The following is a 21,941-nucleotide window of genomic DNA, read 5'->3' as shown; positions in this document are numbered from 1 at the left end:
GAAGCTAAACGGCGGGTACTACTTTTATGCTTCTTATATAGACATGAACCATGATCAAAACCATCATCTTTGACCTCGGCGCTGTGCTGATTGACTGGAACCCGCATTACCTGTACCGCAAGATATTCAGTGAGGAAGCTGAGATGCTGCACTTCCTGGAGAATATCTGCACCCCGGAATGGAACGAAGAGCAGGACGGGGGGCGGCCTTTACAGGAGGCGACCGAACTGCTGGTGGCCCGGCACCCGGAGCATGCCGAAAACATCAGTGCCTTTTACGGCCGCTGGGACGAAATGCTGGGCGGTGCCATAGAGGGCACGGTTGAGGTATTCCGGGAGCTAAAGGAAAGCGGGAAGTACAACCTGTACGCCCTGACCAACTGGTCGGCGGAGACGTTTCCGGTGGCGCAGGAGCGGTATGATTTCCTGGGGTGGTTCGACGGCATCGTGGTATCCGGCACGGAGAAAGACCGCAAGCCCTTCGCGACGTTCTACCACACGCTGCTGAACAGGTACGGTGTACACCCCTCGGAGGCGCTTTTTATCGACGATAACCTGCGCAACATCAAAGCAGCGGAGCAACTCGGCATCTCGTCCATTCATTTTACCTCACCGGAGGCGCTACGGGAGGCTTTGCGGGAAAAAGGAGTTTTGTAGACCTCGCAGCGTGCTCACCTGCCCCGAAGCGTTTCGGGGGCTCCTGCGAACGTCTGGTTTATATATAGCTGCGTAGACCAGACGCTTGCGGGACCTTCAGACACCGCGAGGTCTTGTGCCGACTTATATATAAAATGGGCTGCTCCATCAGGAACAGCCCATTTTATATATAATAAGTGAGAAGCTACAAACCCTGCTCCCGCTCCAGCATGCTTTTATGCTCGGGCGTTGTGTCGTGCTCACCGAAAAAGCGCTTCTGGTTGAACAGGATCAGCAGCACGCCGATGAAGATCGCGGAGTCGGCTACGTTGAAGATAGGCCACAGCGACATGGGCTGCCCGCCTAGAATCGGTACCCAGTTCGGCACGATGCCTTCCCATATATCAATGTAAAACATGTCGATGACCTGCCCGTGAAACCAGGGTGTGGAAGCGCCATAGGCGGCGTTATCAAACCAGACACCGTAAAACGTGCTGTCGATCAGGTTGCCGACGGCACCGCCCAGGATGAGGGCGATGCACCAGATGAGCCCTTTCGGCGCGTGGTGGCGCACGAGGTAATACAGGTAGTAGCCGATGCCGAACATGGCCACCAGCCGGAAGAGCGTCAGGAGCAGTTTGCCGTATTCAGAGCCCAACTCCACCCCGAAGGCCATGCCGGGGTTCAGGGTATAGTGCAGCTTCAGCCAGTCGCCGATCAGGTGGATCTCACCGGGCATGCCCATCTCCATGTTGTAGTGTACGATCAGCTTCACGGCCTGGTCCACGAGGATAACGGCAAGCGCGGCAAGGTAATATTTCCAGTAGTTCATATATGTTTTTTAAACAGGGCCGTCAGTACCGTCGCCGCTGCAAGTACACGCGTTGAAGCATAGAAAGCACCGGCAATGATTGCCGGTGCTTTAGTGGTGTTAGAGGACAGTGCTGCCCACTGTCTGTATATGGATGTACACTTTGTAATCGTCAATGTCCAGCAGCGTCGCGTCCTGCAGTTCCCCGTCTACCAGGTCCAGCGTCAGGGCCTGCGTTTCGGCGCATATATAGGCGCTGTAGTTCTCCACGGCGGCGTTCACCTCCGGTGCTGCGTGCTGCATCGTGATGTGGATCTTGTCCTGCACCTCCAGATCACTGTCTTTTCGCAGGTTCTGGATGCGGTTCACCAGGTCGCGGGCGATGCCTTCCTGCCTCAGTTCCTCGGTGAGGGTGATGTCGAGGGCGACGGTGAGCTTGCCTTCGCTGGCCACCAGCCAGCCCGGTATGTCCTCCGACGAGATCTCCACATCATCCGGCGTCAGCACGGCGGTTTCGTCGTCGTTCAGCAGGATCTCGAAGCCGCCTTCCCGCTCCAGTTGGGCGATCTCCTCCTGGTTCATCTGCTGCACGGCGGCGGCCACCAGCTTCATCTTCGGCCCGAACACCTGCCCCAGCTTCTTGAAGTTCGGCTTGATCTTCTTCACCAGAATGCCGGAGGTGTCGTCTATATACTCGACGTGCTTCACGTTCACCTCACTCATAATGAGGTCTTCCACCGCCTGTATCTGCTGTTTCGTATGCTCACTCAGGACCGGAATCAGGATGCGCTGCAAGGGCTGGCGCACTTTAATCATCTCCTTCTTGCGCAGCGAGTGCACCAGCGAAGAGACCGACTGTGCCAGCTGCATCCGCTCCTCCAGGTCTTTGTCGATCGCGCCTTTGGCCACCACCGGGAAATCCGCCAGATGCACCGACTCCACCTTGTTTCTGCCGCTCACGCTGTTCAGGTCGCGGAACAGCTGCTCGGCATAGAACGGCGCGATGGGCGAGATAAGTTTGGCAACGGTTTCCAGGCAGGTATATAGCGTCTGGTAAGCAGCCATCTTGTCTTCGTTGTACTCGCCCTTCCAGAAGCGTTTGCGGTTCAGGCGCACGTACCAGTTACTCAGGTCGTCCACCACAAAATCCTGGATGGCGCGGGCCGCTTTGGTCGGGTCGTAGTCGGCCAGGTAGCTATCCACTTCCTGCGCCAGCGTGTTCAGCCTGGAGATAATCCAGCGGTCGCTCTCTGTTCTTCTCTCCAGCGGCACATCGGCCTCGGCGTACGTAAAGTTGTCGAGGTTGGCATATAGCGCGAAGAAGGAGTACGTGTTCTGCAGCGTGCCGAAGAAACGGCGCTGCGTCTCCACCACGCCCTCCGGGTTAAACTTCAGGTTGTCCCACGGCGGCGCGTTCGCGATCATATACCAGCGCACGGCATCCGGCCCATAGGTACCGATCATCTCGAACGGATCGATGGCGTTGCCGAGGCGCTTGCTCATCTTGTTTCCGTTCTTGTCCAGCACTAGCCCGTTCGCGATCACGTTCTTGTAGGCGACGCTGTCTTCCAGCATCACGGCCAGCGCGTGCAGCGTAAAGAACCAGCCGCGGGTCTGGTCCACTCCCTCGGCTATATAGTCGGCCGGGAAGTTCTCCTCAAACTTCTCCTTGTTCTCTATCGGGTAATGCCACTGTGCGTAAGGCATTGCGCCGGAGTCGAACCACACGTCAATCAGGTCCGGCTCTCTGTACATGGGTTTTCCGGAGTGGCTCACCAGCACAACGTCATCCACGTAAGGGCGGTGCAGGTCATTTATTTCTACGGAGGCATCCATCACCCCGGCGTCCACGGCTCTGTCTATCTCCTCGCTGAGTTGCGCGATAGAGCCGATGCAGATTTCCTCCTCCCCGTCTTCGGTGCGCCATATAGGCAGCGGCGTGCCCCAGTAGCGCGAGCGCGACAGGTTCCAGTCTACGAGGTTCTCGAGCCAGTTACCAAAGCGGCCGGTGCCGGTAGACTCCGGTTTCCAGTTGATGGTCTTGTTTAGTTCTATCAACCTGTCTTTTACCGCCGTGGTTTTGATGAACCAGCTGTCCAGCGGGTAATACAAAACGGGCTTGTCCGTACGCCAGCAGTGCGGGTAGGTGTGCTCGTATTTCTCTACCTTGAAGGCTTTGTTCTCTTCTTTGAGCTTGATGGCAATTTTTACATCCGTTGGCCTGTAGTCCGGTGCGCTTTCGTCTTCGCCGGTGTAGTTTTTCACATACATGCCGGCAAAGTCGGTTATCTCCTTCACAAAGCGGCCCTGCCTGTCCACGATAGGCATTGGCTTGCCGTTCTCATCCATCACCAGCAGTGCCGGAATATTGTTCTGAGCGGCTACTCTAAAGTCATCGGCACCAAAGGTTGGCGCGATGTGCACGATACCGGTACCATCCTCTGTGGTTACGAAGTCGCCCACTACCACTCTGAAAGCGGGTTTCTCCGGCTGCACGTACGGCATCAACTGGTGGTATTCCACGCCGGCCAGATCAGCGCCGGTAAACTCTTCCACCACTTTATATGGGATCAGCTTGTCGCCGGAGCTGTAGTCTGTTAGCGCCAGGTCGGCGGCTTTCGGATTGAAGTAGCGGCTCACCAGGTCTTTGGCCAGCACTACCGATACCGGCTCAAAGGTATAGGGGTTATATGTCTGGACCTTTACGTATTTGATGCCCTTGCCAACGGCCAGCGCGGTGTTGGCCGGAAGCGTCCAGGGCGTGGTCGTCCAGGCAAGGAAGTACACCTTCTCCTCCTCGTGCTCGAACAAAAACATGTTGCGGGTGATTCTCTTCACCTCGAACTGCGCCACGATGGTCGTATCCTTCACCATCTGGTAGCAGCCCGGCTGGTTCAGCTCATGCGAGCTCAACCCCGTGCCGGCTCCCGGCGAGTAGGGCTGGATAGTATAGCCTTTGTATAGGTAGCCTTTGTCGTAGAGGCGCTTCAGCAGCGCCCAGCAAGACTCGATGTACTCGTTCTCGAAGGTGATGTACGGGTTGTTCAGGTCTACCCAGTAGCCCATCTTCTCAGTCAGGTCGTCCCACTGGTGCTTGTAGCGCATCACCGTTTCGCGGCAGCGCTCGTTATATTCCGCTACCGAAATGGTTTTGCCGATATCCTCTTTCGTGATGCCCAGTTCTTTCTCCACCTGCAGCTCGATGGGCAGGCCGTGCGTGTCCCAGCCGCCTTTGCGGTTCACCTGGAAACCTTTGAGGGTTTTGTAGCGGCAGAAAATGTCCTTCACGGCGCGGGCCATCACGTGGTGAATGCCCGGCTTTCCGTTGGCAGAAGGCGGGCCTTCGTAAAACACGAAGTTTTCGTTGCCTTCGCGGGTTGCCACAGATTTCTCAAAGATGTTGTTCTGCTTCCAGAACGCCAGTACTTCCTCGCCTACTTTGGCGTAATTCAGGTTTTTATACTCGTTGTACTTCACCGTTTTCAGGTTGTTTATCTTTTTCTATTATGCTCAGCGTGCCAGATTAAGAGGTATTCGCCGCATCCGGCAAAACAAATATAAGCAAGACCAGGCATTCTTTACCTGAACCGCCTTACACTTCGGTCTGCTTTCATGCTTTTCATTCATTCCGTTAGCTTCAGACCAAAATAGCGGGATCCGGAACTTTTAATCCGGCAAAGGTAAGCAATTCTGCTCTTTTTTGATTATTAAAAGCCGCTGCTACTCAGTACTTCCCCTTTGTACCCCCTGCTTTTGCTGTGGATGCAGCTATAATGTAACCTGTGGAAAAATGTTCTGTTCAGCTACACCTTCACAGTTGGATATCAATTGTTTGCAAACTGATTTCATATATAAAACCATGCCCTATTTCTGCATTTTCCACAGCTGTTGCAGACCTACCCTACATTGTTTCCTTTTTATGTGCCTGCCTCTGTATTACTGTATATTGCTGTTAATAAATTTACCATTTAACACTCCTGTTCCATTTAACAGGAGATTACACATTATTTTTCCACAAAAATTGGATACTGTTGATCTATTTATCGTATTGGTGCTTAACATAATTTATACACTATACGGCAAATCCAAGGCTTATATATAGGCTTATTCAGAACTTGGGCTAATAGATTATTGTAACTTCATGGGACGTGTGCTCTGTGGAGTGTATATAAATGATGCTAACACTGCATTTTCGGTACGCCAACTGGTACGCTGATGAGAAGTTGTACCCCTATGGATTGATGTGCCTGATGGGTTTAGAGCCGGAAGTGCGCTAAAATCAAAAGCCGAAGGCACAGGTCCCTCGGCTTTTGATTTTAGCGGATTTATATATGGCTAAGCCAGCTTTTTCAGAATGCTCTTGAAGTTAACAGCTTTGTCAATATAGCTGTTCAGTTCGCTGATTGGCATCCGCACCTGCTCGCGGCTGTCGCGGTCGCGCACGGTCACGGTGTCGTCCTCCAGCGTCTGGTGGTCGATGGCAATGCAGAACGGCGTCCCGATCAGGTCCTGGCGGGTATAGCGCTTGCCGATGCTGTCGCGCTCCTCGTAAATCATATTGAAATCGTACTTCAGCGCATCGAACACCTCCATTGCTTTTTCCGGCAGGCCGTCTTTTTTCGTGAGCGGCAGAATAGCCGCCTTCACCGGGGCCAGCGCCGGATGCAGCTTCAGGAATGTGCGTGTCTTGGTGGCGTCGCCTTCCGTGATTTCCTCCTCCTGGTACGCGTTGCACAACGTCATCAGGAACAGGCGGTCGGCACCGGCTGACGTCTCGATCACGTAAGGTATATAGTTGCCATATGGCTTGCCTTCCTCGTTCAGGTCGTTGTCGAAGTACTGGAGCTTCTTGCGGCTCAGCTCCTGGTGCTGGGTCAGGTCAAAGTCGGTGCGGGAGTGGATTCCCTCCACTTCCTTGAAGCCAAACGGGAACTGGAATTCTATATCCACGGCGGCGTTGGCATAGTGCGCCAGCTTGTCGTGGTCGTGGAAACGGAGCTTATCGGCAGGGATGCCCATGGCCTCGTGCCACTTCTTGCGCGTTTCCTTCCACTGCTCATACCACTCCATCTCGGTGCCGGGGCGCACGAAAAACTGCATCTCCATCTGCTCAAACTCGCGCATACGGAAAATGAACTGGCGCGCCACGATCTCGTTGCGGAAGGCTTTCCCGATCTGGGCGATACCGAAAGGCACTTTCATGCGGCCTGTCTTCTGCACGTTCAGGAAGTTCACGAAAATGCCCTGTGCCGTTTCCGGGCGCAGGTAGATGGTCTGTGACTCTTCGGCCACCGAGCCTACCTGCGTCGAGAACATCAGGTTGAACTGGCGTACCTCCGTCCAGTTGGCTGTACCCGAAACCGGGCATTTTATATTCTCCCGGATAATCAGGTTACGCACACCATCCAGGTCCTCCACCTCCAGCAGCCTGCCCATTTCGGCTGTCAGCGCCTTGCCCCGCTCCGCATCTCCGGCGTTTTCATATTCGGCGGCTTTTTCTTCCAGCAGCACATCGGCCCGGTAGCGCTTCTTCGAGTCTTTGTTGTCGATCATCGGGTCGTTGAAGCTGTCGACGTGGCCGGAGGCTTTCCAGGTGAGCGGGTGCATAAAGATGGCCGCGTCCAGGCCCACCACGTTCTGGTTCAGCTGTGTCATGCACTTCCACCACAGGCTCTTGATGTTGTTCTTGAGTTCCACGCCCATCTGGCCGTAGTCGTACACGGCCTGCAGGCCGTCATATATCTCGCTGGAGGGGAAGATAAAGCCATATTCCTTCGCGTGCGAGATGATATCTTTCAGTTGTGCGTTTTCTACAGGGGTTTTCTCTTGTGTTGCCATGGCGCAAAGATAATTTTTACCGGATGATAATGCACGGTAATCGCTATTGTTTTTCGGTATTCCTTGCTTCTTTTAGCGCACGCTATGCCGCATTTTATGGCCTCTTTCATATTTTCCTGCCGTTCGTTTACCCCATAACTCCATTTTACCGTAACTTGCACCGTTTTTTGTTTCCCACCCATATCTAAAGATGGCCAAGACTAAGAAAAGCCCAAAGCATGTGGTACCGGCTCAACCGCATAAGTTCACCAAAAGGTACAGCCTGGTTGACGTTATCCTGCGGAAAGAGAAAAAATTCCTGTACTTCATCGCTTTTTCCCTGATTCTGGCGGGGGCCATATATCCCTATCCGTCCATCGCCATGTGGGTGGGTTTTGCCTTTGCCGGCTACTCCGCCATCGCCAACGACAGCATCCAGACTATCGGCACGTTCATTGGCTCCAACGAGGACAAGAAGTGGTACTGGCAGTGGCTCTTTATGGGGGGCATCTTCATATATACAGTCACTTATAGTTGGATTGTGTTTGATGGCGATGTGTCTTACCAGCGCCTCGCCACGCCCGGTCTCGACGAGACGCCCACCAGTTTCGTGTACTTGCAACTGGCCTCTCCCATCATCCTGCTCCTGCTTACCCGCTTCCGCATCCCGGTTTCCACCACCTTCATGCTGCTCAGCGTGTTCACGGCTACCACCGGCACCATCATGAGCATGCTAGATAAGAGTTTGAAAGGCTATGTGGTAGCTTTTATCTCGGCCCTCCTCATTTATCTGTTGCTCACCAACGTAATAAAGCGCTTTATAAAAGGCGAGGCCCATGTTGCCTGGACGGTGGCGCAGTGGCTGATCAGCGGCTTTTTGTGGTACACGTGGCTGGCGCAGGACCTGGCCAACATTGCCGTTTACCTGCCCCGCGAGCTGAACGTGTACCAGTTCCTTGCCTTCACGCTGTTCATCTTCCTGGGGCTGGGCTTCCTGTTTTACAAGAAAGGCGACAGGATTCAGAACATCATCAACGAAAAGTCTGAGGTGCGCGACGTGCGCAGCGCCACCATCATCGACCTGGTATATGCCGTTATCCTGTACTACTTCAAGGAGGTGAACAACATCCCGATGAGCACCACCTGGGTGTTTGTGGGCCTGCTGGCCGGAAGGGAGTTGGGCATGCGCATCCGCTACTCCGGCGGAACATCGAAGCTGGGAAAAACCTTCAAACTAATCTGGCGCGATATTCTCTCTGTTACCATTGGTTTGATCATTTCGGTTATCCTGGCCATCGCCATCAACCCGGTCATGCAGGAAGAACTGATAGATTTTTTCTTCAAGTAAGCGCTCTCCTTTAATACAAAGCAAAAGGCCCGATAAGAATCGGGCCTTTTGCTTTGTATATGGTGCTACCGCCAAAGCCTATATAGCACCTTGGTGCGGGATGTGGAAATCTTTCTGAAAAATGCCTTCAAAGCTACTCTGGCCTGCTTTGCTGGCTTTTCTCCACAGGCTGTTGCCTGGCTTCAGTTTGCTTCAGGTCTATATACAGCTTGCCTGTATGACTTTTCGCATCACCATATACAACTGGAGCGAGTTGCATCTCGCGTCAGCAAAAGCATCATTTATATGTGACCTTGTCAGAATGAGCTTGCTCCTTTTGCAGTGAACAGAGAGAGGAGAAACAATATATGTTTGGAAATTTACCAGGGCATCCTACACACGAGCGTATCGGCAGCCATATATGGAGATGGCACAAACAAAAACCCCGGCAGAAGGATCTGCCGGGGTTTTATATATAGCTTAGTATATAGCGCCTATTTCTCAGGCCACAGCACTTCCAGGTTATCGTTGATGAAGACGCCGAAGTTGATGGCGATCAGTTGGTCTTCGTCGAAATACATGTCAATCATTTCCCGTTCGAAAGACACCCGGGTTTCGCCTGTTTCTGTTTCTTCCTCCTCGGAGCCGGTTATATCGTTGTCGGCGAACAACTGCAGGATCTGCGCCTTGCTCATCTCAAAAACACGCTCCCCCCATATCTGCACCTCGCGGTTGGCCGTCTCGATGCAGCTCAGGCGGTAGTCGTCCTCTTTGTCGAAGTACAGCGAGTAGCCCTCTTCCCAGTAGTTCCATGCCTGGTGCTCAAACTCATCCTCTTCATCGGACTCTTCTACCTCTTCCGGCTCGCCAATAAGTTCTTCTACTTCTTCCATTGTCAGGCCAAACTTGATTTTGCCAAGGCCCTTGCCTAACCTGATGTCTTTGTTGATCATGTTGAATTAAAGGTTTATATGGGCAAAGATACGCGATTTACCCTTCTATTGATTTAACTTTCTTACAGATTTTTCGGGAGGTGCCTCCTCATATGTAGCTTTAAAGTGCTGGCTCAACTGCCGGTAAAGCGGGTGCTGCTTCGCCTGGTCCCACTTCTCCCTGAAGATAACCGCTGAGGCTGCTTTCACCGGGTCCGGCTCAGTTGGCAGCTGCTGACGGCCGTGCGCCCCGCTTTGCCCCTTCTTATCATCCGGCACCGGCCCTTTGTATTTTCTCCCTGATTTGTGGTTGGCGTAGCGCCGGCTGCGGGTATAGCCCATCTGCAGAAACTTTCGCGCCATGTCAGCCCCCACAAAATCGTTTTGCTGCAGGTACCCCTCAAACAGTTTATATATCTTTTCAGACGACTCCCGGGCAAGCTCCGGCGTCTTGAAGCGCCAGTGCGGCAGTATCTCTGATTTATAGGGCTCTACCAGCAGCACGCCCTGCTCGCCTTTGCCAATGCGGTACAACTCCGGCCTCTCTCTGAAGTCAATGGAGGAAAAATCCAGATCGTAGTCAAAAGCTTTCTTCCTCGTTGGTTTTGCTGGCATAGGAGACTGTGGATGTAAGGCCATTCTGGTGAACCGGATACTGCTCGGGGTATATAACGATGAAGCTGTTGTCTTTGTAGTCTCTGGACAGCACGCGCGGCACGTAGTCGAGGTTGCTGTTGTAGGACATGGTTCCTTTCCTGGCCGAGATCACCACGACCATATCGTCCACTTTCAGTTCCGATTTCATGGTGGCTATCTCGTTCAGGTTGTTGTAGGGCACGTATTGCGCCTCCACGGCAGGCTTGCTTTCCGATACTACACTTTTAAGCTTGTTTAGCGTGCGCTTACGGCCCCGGAACACCACTGGGGCACCCAACTGCTGCGACAATAGCTTCACGCTCCTGATCCAGCGCATAAAGCCTCTTTCCAGTTCTGCATTTGTCGGCACTATCACTACAAGGCGGGTGGTGGTATTGAGCGGCTGGATGATTTTACATACCAGCACCATCTCGTCGGTACTGTCCAGCAGGTTGTCCAGTACGGTGCCGAAGATGCGGTCGCGGGTGGTGATCTTGCCGTTCCACCCGAGCACGACTTCGGTTATCATCAGTTCCTTTATTGCCCTTAATATACCGCTGGCTATGTTTATGTCTATTTTGGAAACCAGTTGCACGTCGTTGTCGGTGGCCGAGGCATGTTTTATAGCCTCCTGCAGCATCTTGTTTTTCTTGTAGATTTCCTCCTCTGCATGCTCGTTGTCTATCACCACGGCCAGCGGGTATATAGGCTCGTTGTATTCCGGATTCTTCAGCATGATGGACAAATCCAGCAGGCTCTCTATGTTTGCCGGGTTTGCAATCGGAACAAGTATTCTATCAGGCTTGTCGCTTAGATTCGGTTTTTTGCGGCTCTCCAGTATGGCTAGTTTCCTGCCAGCCTTCTCAGTGATGAATGAGCTCAGGAGGCAGGTCACCAATATCAGCACAATGGTACCGTTCAGTGCATCTTCATTTATGATTCCTAAATCAAACCCCACTAATACTACTGCAAGCGTTGCCGCCGCATGTGAGCTGCTAAGTCCGAAAATGAGGTTTCGCTGCAACACCGAGTATTTAAACAGCTTCTGCGTTGCATAGGCTGCCAGGTATTTCGTGACGATGGCGATAACCACGATGGCCCCCGCAATTATCAAGGCGTCAGTTCCCCTGAACAGCACACTCAGATCCACCAGCATGCCCACGCTTATCAGGAAGAAAGGAATGAAGATATTGTTGCCTACAAACTCAATCCTGTTCATCAGGGCGGATGTGTGCGGGATAAGCTGGTTCAGGGCCAAGCCAGCCAGGAAGGCTCCGATGATGGCTTCCACCCCCGCTATCTCAGCCAGCACAGCCGCGGCAAAAACCATGGTCAGCACGAATATGTATTGTGCTCCCTTCTCGTTCTCCACCTGCTTGAAAAACCATTTTGCAATGCGTGGAAACACAAAAGCAATGATGGCCACAAATATGCTCAGCGACACCGCCAGCTTTACCCAGTAGAAAATATCCAGGTTGCCCTCTGTGGATCCGGCTACCACTGCCAGCACCAGGAGCACAGCCGTATCTGTTACTATGGTACCCCCAATAGTTATGGTTACTGCCTCATTCTTGCTGAGGCCAAGCCTGCTCGCTATCGGATAAGCTATAAGCGTATGCGACGAGAACATGCTCGACAACAAAACTGCCTGTATCAGTTCATACCCCATCAGGTAGTAAAACACCAGCGTACCGATGCTGATTGGGATTATGAAGGTTAACGCACCAAAAACCAGGCTCCTCTTCTGGTTTTTCTTGAAGTCTATCATATCAATCTCCAGCCCCGCCAGAAACATGATGTACAATATTCCTACGGTCCCGAACAGTATGATGCTTTCATCGCGCTGCAGTACCCCCAGTCCATTTGGCCCAACCAGCACACCAGCCAATATCATCCCCACAATACCCGGAACTTTTATTTTCTCGAGTATTATCGGTGCTATCAGGATGATTAGCAGCACCACCATAAATATGATTACCGGCTCTTTGAACGGTAGTGAAAGGTCTATGTTTAATAGCATGCGTTGTCTTTAATTTCTGGAAGTGTGTCTTCCCGTTTTAAATATATCGATTTTTCCTTTGTATAGTTCTGATGTAACTTCCCCTGCCCTCTTATACAAGTCTGTTTCTTCACCTTTCCACAACTTCTGTCACCTAATAATTTTTTATGAAATGATTTCTTAAATATTCTTCTTTCATTATCAGGTGTGTTCATAAGTTGACAACTTTACCCAGTTCTGTGTACGGAGGGTAACTTGTGTACAGCCTGCGCTCTTTTCACCAACTCCTCCACACGTATTGGATTTATATATGCCAGATAAGCAAGGGATTGTCTCCTTTATCCACTTTTGCACGGGTAATGTGTATTTCTTTATGCACCTTTCACATATGCGTGGACAATGTAATTTACAGCCTTCGGTTATACACCCGTTTCCACTTTTGCCCTCTTACACACGTGTGTATTTCCTGTGCCGGGGTGGGTCGTGTAACTTATCCTTACACTTACCCACGCTTATCCACACATTTACCACCCCTGTTGTGGATTTCCCATATATGGCTAAAACAGCAGGATACTGTCCGAAACACGTGCTTTACGGATTTGTTCAGGCGCGGCCTTGTGCAGGTGCATCCATGGGTAGGATGTCTTACCCCGCTGGCTTTTGTTAAGTGCTGTGTTTTTTGAGATTAATCCGGATTGACAGCAGCTATATATAGCTGCTAAGCCTATGGATAAATGCAGGCCAGAGGCCCTTTGACAGTAGGCTTGAGCTGGGACGCCCGCACCATATATGCCCTGTCTTCAAAGTAGTATGAACTGAAGCTTGTATAACGCAAGCCATATATAAGCAGCCGCGCATTCGGACAGCGCTGAAGTCCCGTTGGGCCTTTTGCCATGTGGTTTATATAGCCATTGCTGTGGGCCCTTGGTCAATACAGATGGCTGCAGGTATACAGCTTTGATGTACGCTATATATGGCTGGCGGTTATACCTCATAAAAAAGGAGGCGCCATGGCCTCCTTTACATATATGGTTCCTGCTTGCGGTTAGAACTCCAGGTTGATGTCTTCTCTCTCCCATCCCGCGCGCACGTCAACCACCTCGGGGTATATATATACTTTCTCCGGCAGCCGCTTCATCTCCGGGTCGCCTTTTTCGAATTTCCCATTGTTGTTCTCATCCACCATTACCCTTATCCTGTACGGCCCGGGCTCCAGGTCTTTGAATACTATTTGTTGAGGGTTTTTCCGCTCCTCCACCACTTTGTACTCGCTGTTGAGGAGTTGTACTATATAAGATTCATTTTCTGTGATGACAGCGCCAGTAATTGATCCGGTTCCGCCCGCCTCTGCTACTGGCAGGCTGATGGGGCTGAATGAAAGCGGGTCTCCCACCAATGGCACAATTGCAGTGCTATCGAGCACGATCTCTAATTGCGTGACGCGATCCCCTACTTTAGGCAGGGTAAACCTCAACTCTGTTCCCGTCTTGTCCAGGCTGAGTTGTTCCGGATACGTCAGCTGCTGGAACACCACAGTGTCTGCCATCAGGGTAACCGGGGCATTGCCTGTGATTTTCACGGGCGTCTCAAGCACCAGCGTCACCGGTTGCCCGGCCCTGTAGCCGCTGCCTGAAGCGGTGTTCATAACTTTGAGCTGCGCGCCCTTTACCCGCTGTGCCCGCTTCCCTTCAAAGGCTATATCAATAGTGTCTGCGGTGATATTGCCAGCAGAGTCAACAGCAGCAAGAATGGCTTTTCCACCACCGAAGCCTGCGGTTTTAAACATCTCTACAGCCTTCCCGTCGGCGCTGACTCGATGCACAATGGTGTCGGCTTTGCTGGACGCAGGTGTCGAAACGAACTGCTGGATGCCTTCGTTGTAGTTGGCGATAAACCGGTCCAGGAATTTTTCCCGCTGCAGCAGGATAGGCTTCTTAGTGTCTATCCGCACGGTTTGCAGCAGCACCGAATCTGTGCCGGGCAATATCCGGATCGGCTCTGTCAGGTAAGCGACTCTTTCGTCTTCGTTGTCATAGAACGAATTGCTGTTCTTGTCCACCAGCGCATATATGCGGTAGCTGCCTTCCTTTATATTCTCTATCTCAAAACTGCCCGCTGAGTCGGTGTTAGCGAGGTAGTAAGGCCTGTGCTTACGGAAATTCATGGTGTCCTCTGCCTGATATAGGGCAACTACAGCGCCTTTCTCCGGCGTCTGCTTCAGCAGGTTCACCACTTTTCCGCTCACGCTGCTGGAGTCTATGAACGAGCCGGTGCTGAAGGAAATTTTTAGGCCTTGTGCCACATTCTTCTCGGTGATGTCCACGATGCCCTCCCGGAAGTTGAACGTGAAGGTGGTGCTGTCCGGCAGCGGTTCCTCAAACTCCAGCGTAAGTTCGGTCTTGTCAGACCTTACCTCGTACCTGTTGTTCATGGTCGGCGTAATCAGCAGTTCCTTCAGCAGGTTGTCCTGCTGCACTTCCTCATCAAACACCAGGCGGATGGTCTTTGTCTGCACGTTCAGTTGCTGGTCCTGCGGGCTGCTCGATTGCAGCGTGGGTGGTGTCAGGTCCTTTGGCCCGCCTTCCGGCGCGTTGATGGTGGCGCAGGCCGTTATCCCTGCCAGTATCCCTGCCACTACGGCTGCTCTTGTCAATTTCATTTGCATCATGTCTCAAAATCAAAATAGGCAAACTTTCGCTTGCCTATCAGGTATCACACGTCTTGCGGCGTGTTTTATTTTCTTTTTGCCACAAAAATCAAGCTGGAGTAATCGTTCCCGTGCTTCTCAGCGTAGCTGTTGGACTTATAGCCGTTCAGCACGCTGTTGAGCATATGGGTTTTGCCGTCCTTGTGTTTCTCGCTGAGCAGGCTCACATAATAGGCGTCAAACTTCATCGGCAGTACTTCCTCCAGCTTCATTTTATGCTTCTTCAGGAAGCGCTTCATGGTGGCCTGCGTGAAATGGTACAGGTGGCGTGGCACGTCGTAGGCGGCCCAGTTCTCCTTGTACTCCTTCGCGTCATGCGAGTCGGCGTTGGGCACAGCAATGATCAGCGTGCCGTCTTCCTGCAGGTTCTCCAGCAACTGGCTCATGGTTTCATTCAGCTTGTGGATATGCTCCAGCACGTGCCACAGCGTAATCACCTCGAACTTTTCGCCCTGCACATCCTGCAGGCTCGAGGCTATTATCTCGCCTGTTTCTGCCGATGCCGCCTCCCGTGCCTTTGCGTTCGGCTCTATGCCCCGTACTTCCCAGCCATCTTTTTTACAGGCCGCCAGGAACACGCCCGTGCCGCAGCCATAGTCCATGACGCTGCCCTTTGCTGGCGCGTGTCTATTAATGAGTTCTACTTTCTGCTTTGTGGTGATGGAGCGCACCACATGGTAGGCCCTGTTGATAATGCCTGTCTTGGTGTTGCTGTGCGAGATATACTCCTCCGACTCGTAGTATTGCCCGATGCTCTGCATGTCCGGCCTCGGGTTTGTGAACTTGAAGGTGCAGTTCTCGCATTCCACAATCACAAAGCTCTCTTTTGATACCGCGTTGTCTGTTACTACTATAAAATTTTTAAACTCTGTTTTGCCGCAAATCGGGCAATGTTCCAGTCTTTCGTAGCTCATTTATTTTCCCAGGTATACCATAAGCACTGATATGTCGGCTGGCGTTACGCCGCTTATTCTGGAGGCTTGCCCAATTGTTTCAGGGTTTATCTTCAGCAGCTTCTCCTTCGCCTCCGCCGACAGGGCAGGTATGTTACGGTAGTCTATTCTTTCTTTGATGATGTAGTTCTCGAGCTCGCTCATTTTGGCGGCCATGCTGTACTCCTTCACGATATAGCTTTCGTATTTCACCTGTATGCCCGCCTGCTCCACGCTGTCAGCCCTAAACTTGCTCAGGTAGTCAGCTACTGCGGGCACTGCCGCTGCTATATGCTCTATCTCGATATTCGGCCGCTTGATGAGTTGTCCGGCCCGCTGCTTTTCTACGATTGGGGCAGAGCCCATTTCCTCCAGCAGGCTGTTGATTTCTCCTGGCTCAATCGGCTTATTATTCAAGTAGGCGATGATTTCACCTGTTTCCTCTATCTTCTTATCCACATTCTTTTTGCGGGTTTCGTCTGCCAGGCCAAGCTCGTAGCCAAGCTTGGTAAGGCGGATATCGGCGTTGTCCTGGCGCAGCAGAATGCGGTGCTCGGCGCGGGAAGTAAACATGCGGTAAGGCTCGTTGGTCCCTTTGTTCACGAGGTCGTCTATCAATACGCCTATATATGCCTCCGAGCGCTTCAGCACAAATGGAGCTTTTTTATTGACTTTGTTGTGCGCGTTGATACCCGCCATCAGTCCCTGGCAAGCCGCCTCTTCGTAGCCGGTGGTGCCGTTTATCTGGCCAGCGAAGTACAGATTCTCCACTAGCTTTGTTTCCAGTGTCAGGTTCAGTTGTGTGGGCGGGAAGAAGTCGTACTCGATGGCGTAGCCCGGCCGGAACATCTTCGCGTTCTCAAACCCTTCGATTTTACGCAGCGCTTTTAGCTGTACATCCTCTGGCAAGGAACTGGAGAAGCCGTTTACATATACCTCCACCGTGTTCCATCCTTCCGGCTCCACAAATATCTGGTGCCTGTCACGGTCAGCAAAACGATTAATCTTGTCTTCAATGGATGGACAGTAGCGTGGCCCTAGTCCCTGGATGCGGCCCTGGAACATCGGTGATTTTTCAAATCCTGTTTTCAGGATATCATGCACCTCCGAATTGGTGTAGGTGATATAGCAACTTCTTTGCTGCTGCAATGGCTCTGTGTCGGTATAAGAAAACTTTGATGGCTCCTCGTCTCCGAATTGTTCTTCCATTCGGCTGTAGTCGAGGGAGCGGCCGTCTACCCGCGGAGGCGTTCCGGTCTTCATGCGGCCTGCTTCAAAACCCAGTTCTGCCAATTGCTCCGTGATGCCTTTGGCTGCTTTTTCAGCGGCGCGTCCACCACCCAATTGCTTTTCTCCGATGTGGATAATACCATTCAAAAAGGTGCCATTCGTGAGTACTACCGCCTTTCCTCTGATAGTTATCCCCAGGCTTGTGCGTATGCCAGCGACTCTACCACCCTCTACTTCGATGCCTGTCACCATCTCCTGCCAGAAGTCAATGTTCTCTGTTTGCTCCAGGCTCAGGCGCCACGCTTCTGCAAACCGCATACGGTCGCTTTGTGCGCGCGGGCTCCACATGGCTGGCCCTTTCGACTTGTTCAGCATGCGGAATTGGATCATGGTCTGGTCGGTGATGATGCCGCTCATTCCTCCCAGGGCATCCACCTCCCGAACTATCTGTCCTTTGGCCACACCACCCATAGCCGGGTTGCATGACATTTGCGCAATGGTATTCATGTTCATAGTTGCCAGCAGCACCTTTGAACCCATCTTGGCGGCAGCCGCGGCGGCCTCACAGCCCGCGTGTCCGGCACCAACAACTATTACATCATATTCTGGAAACATGTATTCTGGATTTAGAGACGTTTCACGTGAAACATCTGCGGGAGATTGGGAATTCCTTTTTGCCTTTAAAACTTTCGCAAAGATAAGGAAGAATCTTCTTGTTTGCGCATAAGTGCCTCTTCCTCTTCTGACTTATCGGTGAAGCCGAGCAGGTGCAGCACACCGTGAATGATTACGCGGTGCAGTTCGTCCCTGAAAGAAGTGCCAAGGTCGCTGGAGTTGTCGCGCACGCGGTCTACGCTAATAAAAACATCACCTTCAACGGTGCCCTCTGTATCGGCATTGTTGAAGGTGATGATGTCGGTGAGGGTATCGTGGTCGAGGTACTCCACGTTTATCTGGTGGAGATAATCGTCAGAACAGAAGACGTAGGTGAGGCCACTTAACTCCTGCCCGTGCTGTGCGATAACTGTTGCAATCCAATCTGAAACCTGATCCGGTTCATCTAGCTCAAACGCGATGTCTTCGCTAAAGAACTCAATAGGATGTTCCATTGGTTGCGGGTAAGACATTAAAGATGAGCCGTACTTTCTTGCCGTTGTTGTCAAAGGAAACTTCATCGCAGAGGTTGCGCATCAGGAAAATGCCCCGGCCGCCGGGGCTCTCCAGGTTCTCGGGTGCAGTCGGGTCCGGCAAGTTCTCGTAATCAAACCCCGGTCCTTCGTCCTCTACTTCAAAAAGCAGCTTGTTGTCCTCTACCTGCAGTGTCAGGTATACGTTCTTATCCTTGTCAAACTTGTTCCCGTGACGGATAGCGTTATTCACAGACTCCGTAACAGCAACCATTATATTGCCATAGATGTCATCTTCAAACTCAAATTCATCTTTTGAGTTATCAATAAAGCTTTCTATTACTCTGATGTTCTCGATTAGGGAAGGAATCTGAATTTTAACCTGATTCATATTAATCGTTAAGTGTAAAATAGGTGCGTCTTATTTACTGATGTTCTGGAAATACTCATTTACCTTCTGCTTGTAATAAGGTGTAAGGGCAGGTGGTACGGTCTTGAGCAACTCCGTCTGTTTTTCTTTTGCCTTGATGTATTTATCAAACGAGGGAGGAATGGTGCGTGCCATGTCCTGCGCCGTCTTAGCCTCTCGTTTATTGTCCAATTCCCGCTCCTTGGCAGCCTTCTCCGCTTCGAGCAACCGGGTGAGTATTTCCCGCTGCCGCATCAGGGTTTGTTCAGTCAAACGTTTATTAACGAGATCAACCTCGCTTTGTTCCATCATCTTACTGATATTTCCCATATCGCCGTTCTGCCCCTTTTCGCCGGGTTTTTGGCCCTGCTTCTCCAATTCTTTCAGCGCCTGGCGAAGCGCCTCCTGCTCCGCAGCCAATTTAGCTAATTCTTCAGAAAGTGCCTTACCCGACTTGCCTCCTTTTTTCAATTCCTCGATTTTTTTGTTCAATTGCTGCTGCATATCCCCCAACTCCCCCGGCTTTGGTTTGTTGCCTTTTTGCTTGCCCGCCATATTGCCCATCTGCTGCATGGCCTGCTGCATCTGCTTCATGGCATCACTCAGCATCAGCGCCAGGTTGTTCATGCTCGTCATGGCCAGTTGCTGCTGCGCATTGGCTTTGCCCACGTTGCGGTCGCGGAGTTCCTGCACGCTATTGTCCATGCTCTGGTTCATGGCCGAAACCTCGCGCGTCACGAACGACTCTATCTGGAACACTTTCTTGGCCAGGGCATAGAGGCTGTCTTCGATTACCTGGGCATTGTCTCGCAGGCTTAGCTGCTGCTCGGAGAGAGTGATAAACCGCGGGTCGCTCTGGTTCACGCCGCGGAACTGCTTCATCAGGTCTTCCTGGTCGAAGGAGAGCTTGATCAGGTTCTCCAAGATGTCGCGGAGATTATCGAGGTTCTGCGACATGCTTTCCATGCTCATCGAACTGCTCATCTGCTCCATCTGCTTGGCCATCTGCTCCATCTTCTGCCCTGCCTTCTGCTGCGACTCGCTGGCTTTCTTGTTCTGCTCTTTCTGTAGTTGCTCCTGGCTCTGCTGCATGTCCTGCTCCACATCCTGCTGGTCCTGCTCCTGCTGTTGCTCGTCCATCTGGTTGGGCTGGTCCATCTTTTCGTTCAGTTCGCCCAGTTCCTTCATCTCCTCCTTCACATTCTCAAATTCCTCCTGCAGCTTTTTCTGTTCCTCCTGCAATTGGGGGTTTTCCTCCTGCTTCTGCTCAGTCTTTTCGGCCAGTTGCTGCTGCTCCTTGGCCATTTCCTGCAGTTTCTCGGCAATGTTATCCAGCTTCTGCTCGAACTGAAGTTGCTTGAAAAGCTCTAGCGCCCGCTCTAGCTCCCGCTCCAGGTTCCGCTCTTTGTTGTCGAGCTTGCTGAGGAGTTGCTGCATTTCGGCATCGTTCGGGCGTTGTTGCTGCAGCAGTTTCTCCAACTCTTCGTATAGCTTCTTTGTCTCCGGGTCCAGCAGGTCGTTCATGAGCTTCTGTAGCTCCTGCGCTTTTTCTGCCAGTTGCTTGTCCTGCTCGCTCAGCATGTTCTGCTTTTTGTTGAGCTCGCCAAACAACTCCTTCATGGAAGATATATCCTGCTCCAACTGCTTCTTCTTCGCCATCAGGTTCTCAAGCTGCTTTTTGTCCTGCCAGTCCATCTCACGCTTGGTCTTCATCTTCTCCCCCGACCGCTCAAGCTCTTCCTGCAACTGCGCGGCTTTGTTCAGGGTCTGGCTCATCTGGCTGGCTATCGACTGGGAGTTGTTGTCCAGTTCCTGCTGCAGTTCGCGTTTGTCCGGCACTTTCAGCTCGAAGGTGCGGGTGCGGGCAGATTTAGGCCCCTGCAGGCCGTCATTGTCCCATACCTGCACGAAGTACTCCAACTTATCGCCCGGCTGCATGTTCAGCGCGGCGGTGTTCCACTGGTAGTAATAGGTTTGGCTGAGCTGCTGCGTGTTCAGGGCAAGCGGCTGGCTCTTGTATTTGGCGTCCGGGTTTTCGCCATTGCTGATGCGGTAGTGCAGCGCGAGGCGCGTCAATCCATAATCGTCGGACACATCGCCGCCCAGCACGGTATAGGCATATAGCACTGTGTCCTGAAACTGCTCCATGCTGATTTGCGGGTTGCGGTCGGGGATGGTGGTGATCTGGTAGTTTATCTCCTCCTTATTGCTGCTGTGCCTGTTGCGCAGCTTGATGCTATAGTTGCGACTCTTGTTGAATTTTTTGCTGGCGCTAAAGCTGTTGCCGTCTTTTCCGGCGGATATGACTTCAACAGGCTCTGCGAAGGCTAAGGCAATGGAGTCAGTCTCAGCGGCGGCGAAATCCCAGGTAACGGTGCTGCCTTCCGGTATGTTGGCGTTGCCTGTGTTCTGTATCTCCTCCGGCTTGCGCTTCAGGTAGTCAGGGTACTGCACCAGCATCCGGAAGTCCTTGAGGATGGGACGCGAGAGCAGTTGCAGCGTGTAATCATCCGACATGAAACCGGAGCCTTCCAGCTGGAACTCCACCGGCTTCTGCAGTTGCTTAAAGGTATAGGTGTAGGTGCCGTCGGCATTCGGGTTCAGCTTCTGGCGCCGCCCGTTGTAGTTGATGAACACCTCGCTGGGCACGGCTTTGCCTTCCACGTCCACCTTCAGTTCAAAGTCCTCTCCCCTATATGTCTGCAGTTGGTCGTTCTGCACCACAAACTCAAATGGGGCCAGCGGCTCGTAATGGCGTTTGTAGTTGAGGATGCGCTCTGTGCCCTGCACAAAAATAGTGGGGTACACCAGCGCGATGAGCAGCGCAATAAGGGCTGGCAAGGCGATGTACTTCAGCAGGGGCCTGTTCTCCCGGTAGGTCACTGCATCCGTAAAGCGGAAAGAACCCAACTGGCCCGTGCGCTGCTCAATGCTGGCCGCGATCAGGGCATTGGTGCGGTCCAGGTTCCTGAGTTGGATGGCGTTGAGCAGCTTGTCCCGGATCTCGGGGTAGTGCGACCCGACCCGCTGCGCCGCCTGCTCGTCGGAGAGTATCTTTTTGAGCCGGGCCAGCGCCGAGATGGGCTGTGCAATCCAACGAACGAACACGTAGATGACGAGCGCCACGAAAGAGAAGAGCAGGAAACCGCGCACCGCCTCCGGGAAATAGAACATATACTCCAGCAGGCTATATATGATATATATAGACAGCAGGAGCCCAGCCGCGAAGATGCTGCCCCGCAACAGCATGTTGAGGTAGAACTTCTGCTTGAACTCCTGCAGCTGATGCAGCAACTGGTCGAGTGCATCGTGATGTTTCATGTTGATAGTCCTAATGAAATTATCGCGTGGCGGCTATAGTGGTAAGTTAACCAAATAC

The 21,941-nt window shown here is 52.3% G+C and carries 14 protein-coding genes; 2 read left to right on the top strand and 12 right to left on the bottom strand.

Annotated elements, in window-relative coordinates; all coding sequences use genetic code 11:
* The first annotated feature begins 50 nt into the window (after positions 1–50).
* Positions 51–656, top strand: a complete 606-nt coding sequence (locus GSQ62_RS11360; protein WP_161889610.1) for an HAD family hydrolase — start codon at positions 51–53, stop codon at positions 654–656.
* A gap of 184 nt (positions 657–840) precedes the next feature.
* Here the strand turns inward: GSQ62_RS11360 and GSQ62_RS11355 are convergent, their stop codons facing one another.
* From GSQ62_RS11355 to GSQ62_RS11345, 3 genes are all read right to left on the bottom strand, one after another.
* Positions 841–1,467 (bottom strand): lipoprotein signal peptidase, encoded by a 627-nt coding sequence (locus GSQ62_RS11355; RefSeq protein ID WP_161889609.1) that lies wholly within the window; start codon positions 1,465–1,467, stop codon positions 841–843.
* Positions 1,468–1,566: 99 nt separating this feature from the next.
* Positions 1,567–4,923 carry an isoleucine--tRNA ligase gene (gene ileS, locus GSQ62_RS11350; protein ID WP_161889608.1) on the bottom strand — a complete coding sequence of 1,119 codons (3,357 nt, stop codon included), beginning with the start codon at positions 4,921–4,923 and terminating at the stop codon, positions 1,567–1,569.
* A gap of 858 nt (positions 4,924–5,781) precedes the next feature.
* Complete coding sequence (locus tag GSQ62_RS11345; protein WP_161889607.1) at positions 5,782–7,284, bottom strand: glycine--tRNA ligase; 1,503 nt, start codon at positions 7,282–7,284, stop codon at positions 5,782–5,784.
* 190 nt (positions 7,285–7,474) lie between these two features.
* Between GSQ62_RS11345 and GSQ62_RS11340 the strand changes: the two genes are divergently transcribed.
* Positions 7,475–8,611 (top strand): hypothetical protein, encoded by a 1,137-nt coding sequence (locus tag GSQ62_RS11340; RefSeq protein WP_202621771.1) that lies wholly within the window; start codon positions 7,475–7,477, stop codon positions 8,609–8,611.
* A gap of 473 nt (positions 8,612–9,084) precedes the next feature.
* Here GSQ62_RS11340 and GSQ62_RS11335 read toward each other — a convergent pair whose 3' ends face one another.
* The 9 genes from GSQ62_RS11335 to GSQ62_RS11295 all read right to left on the bottom strand — a co-directional run bounded on the left by GSQ62_RS11335 (position 9,085) and on the right by GSQ62_RS11295 (position 21,883).
* Positions 9,085–9,543, bottom strand: a complete 459-nt coding sequence (locus GSQ62_RS11335; RefSeq protein WP_161889606.1) for a hypothetical protein — start codon at positions 9,541–9,543, stop codon at positions 9,085–9,087.
* Between the two features lie 45 nt (positions 9,544–9,588).
* Entirely contained in the window at positions 9,589–10,137 is a 549-nt protein-coding gene (locus GSQ62_RS11330; RefSeq protein ID WP_202621770.1) for a DUF4385 domain-containing protein, read from the bottom strand.
* Complete coding sequence (locus tag GSQ62_RS11325) at positions 10,103–12,178, bottom strand: cation:proton antiporter (protein WP_161889604.1); 2,076 nt, start codon at positions 12,176–12,178, stop codon at positions 10,103–10,105. The genes GSQ62_RS11330 and GSQ62_RS11325 overlap by 35 nt, the downstream gene beginning before the upstream one ends.
* Positions 12,179–13,202: 1,024 nt before the next feature.
* The gene (locus GSQ62_RS11320) at positions 13,203–14,816 is read right to left on the bottom strand and encodes an Ig-like domain-containing protein (protein ID WP_161889603.1); all 1,614 of its coding nucleotides are present in this window, start codon (positions 14,814–14,816) and stop codon (positions 13,203–13,205) included.
* A gap of 74 nt (positions 14,817–14,890) precedes the next feature.
* On the bottom strand, positions 14,891–15,778 hold the full coding sequence (locus GSQ62_RS11315; protein ID WP_161889602.1) for a class I SAM-dependent methyltransferase: 888 nt from the start codon (positions 15,776–15,778) through the stop codon (positions 14,891–14,893).
* The gene (gene mnmG, locus GSQ62_RS11310) at positions 15,779–17,641 is read right to left on the bottom strand and encodes a tRNA uridine-5-carboxymethylaminomethyl(34) synthesis enzyme MnmG (RefSeq protein WP_161889601.1); all 1,863 of its coding nucleotides are present in this window, start codon (positions 17,639–17,641) and stop codon (positions 15,779–15,781) included. It abuts the gene before it with no gap.
* A 65-nt stretch (positions 17,642–17,706) separates the two neighbouring features.
* Positions 17,707–18,135: an rRNA maturation RNase YbeY gene (ybeY, locus tag GSQ62_RS11305; protein ID WP_161889600.1), complete on the bottom strand. Its 429-nt coding sequence runs from the start codon at positions 18,133–18,135 to the stop codon at positions 17,707–17,709.
* Positions 18,119–18,544 carry an ATP-binding protein gene (locus GSQ62_RS11300; protein WP_161889599.1) on the bottom strand — a complete coding sequence of 142 codons (426 nt, stop codon included), beginning with the start codon at positions 18,542–18,544 and terminating at the stop codon, positions 18,119–18,121. Before GSQ62_RS11300 ends, ybeY begins: the two co-directional genes overlap by 17 nt.
* Before the next feature lie 30 nt (positions 18,545–18,574).
* Entirely contained in the window at positions 18,575–21,883 is a 3,309-nt protein-coding gene (locus GSQ62_RS11295; protein WP_161889598.1) for a DUF4175 family protein, read from the bottom strand.
* Positions 21,884–21,941 lie beyond the last annotated feature (58 nt).

Source organism: Pontibacter russatus, from assembly GCF_009931655.1.
Taxonomy (GTDB): Bacteria; Bacteroidota; Bacteroidia; order Cytophagales; family Hymenobacteraceae; genus Pontibacter; species Pontibacter russatus.
The sequence above is the reverse complement of the archived record's forward strand: the minus strand, read 5'-3'. Positions and strand labels throughout refer to the sequence as shown.

Bases quoted from the DNA above. Each gene is read 5' to 3' on its own strand.
- GSQ62_RS11320 (WP_161889603.1), bottom strand. From the start codon at position 14,816: ATGAAATTGACAAGAGCAGCCGTAGTGGCAGGGATACTGGCAGGGATA.
- GSQ62_RS11330 (WP_202621770.1), bottom strand. From the start codon at position 10,137: ATGCCAGCAAAACCAACGAGGAAGAAAGCTTTTGACTACGATCTGGAT.
- GSQ62_RS11325 (WP_161889604.1), bottom strand. From the start codon at position 12,178: ATGCTATTAAACATAGACCTTTCACTACCGTTCAAAGAGCCGGTAATC.
- GSQ62_RS11345 (WP_161889607.1), bottom strand. From the start codon at position 7,284: ATGGCAACACAAGAGAAAACCCCTGTAGAAAACGCACAACTGAAAGAT.
- GSQ62_RS11355 (WP_161889609.1), bottom strand. From the start codon at position 1,467: ATGAACTACTGGAAATATTACCTTGCCGCGCTTGCCGTTATCCTCGTG.
- GSQ62_RS11360 (WP_161889610.1), top strand. From the start codon at position 51: ATGATCAAAACCATCATCTTTGACCTCGGCGCTGTGCTGATTGACTGG.
- GSQ62_RS11340 (WP_202621771.1), top strand. From the start codon at position 7,475: ATGGCCAAGACTAAGAAAAGCCCAAAGCATGTGGTACCGGCTCAACCG.
- GSQ62_RS11335 (WP_161889606.1), bottom strand. From the start codon at position 9,543: ATGATCAACAAAGACATCAGGTTAGGCAAGGGCCTTGGCAAAATCAAG.
- GSQ62_RS11300 (WP_161889599.1), bottom strand. From the start codon at position 18,544: ATGAATCAGGTTAAAATTCAGATTCCTTCCCTAATCGAGAACATCAGA.
- GSQ62_RS11295 (WP_161889598.1), bottom strand. From the start codon at position 21,883: ATGAAACATCACGATGCACTCGACCAGTTGCTGCATCAGCTGCAGGAG.
- mnmG (WP_161889601.1), bottom strand. From the start codon at position 17,641: ATGTTTCCAGAATATGATGTAATAGTTGTTGGTGCCGGACACGCGGGC.
- GSQ62_RS11315 (WP_161889602.1), bottom strand. From the start codon at position 15,778: ATGAGCTACGAAAGACTGGAACATTGCCCGATTTGCGGCAAAACAGAG.
- ybeY (WP_161889600.1), bottom strand. From the start codon at position 18,135: ATGGAACATCCTATTGAGTTCTTTAGCGAAGACATCGCGTTTGAGCTA.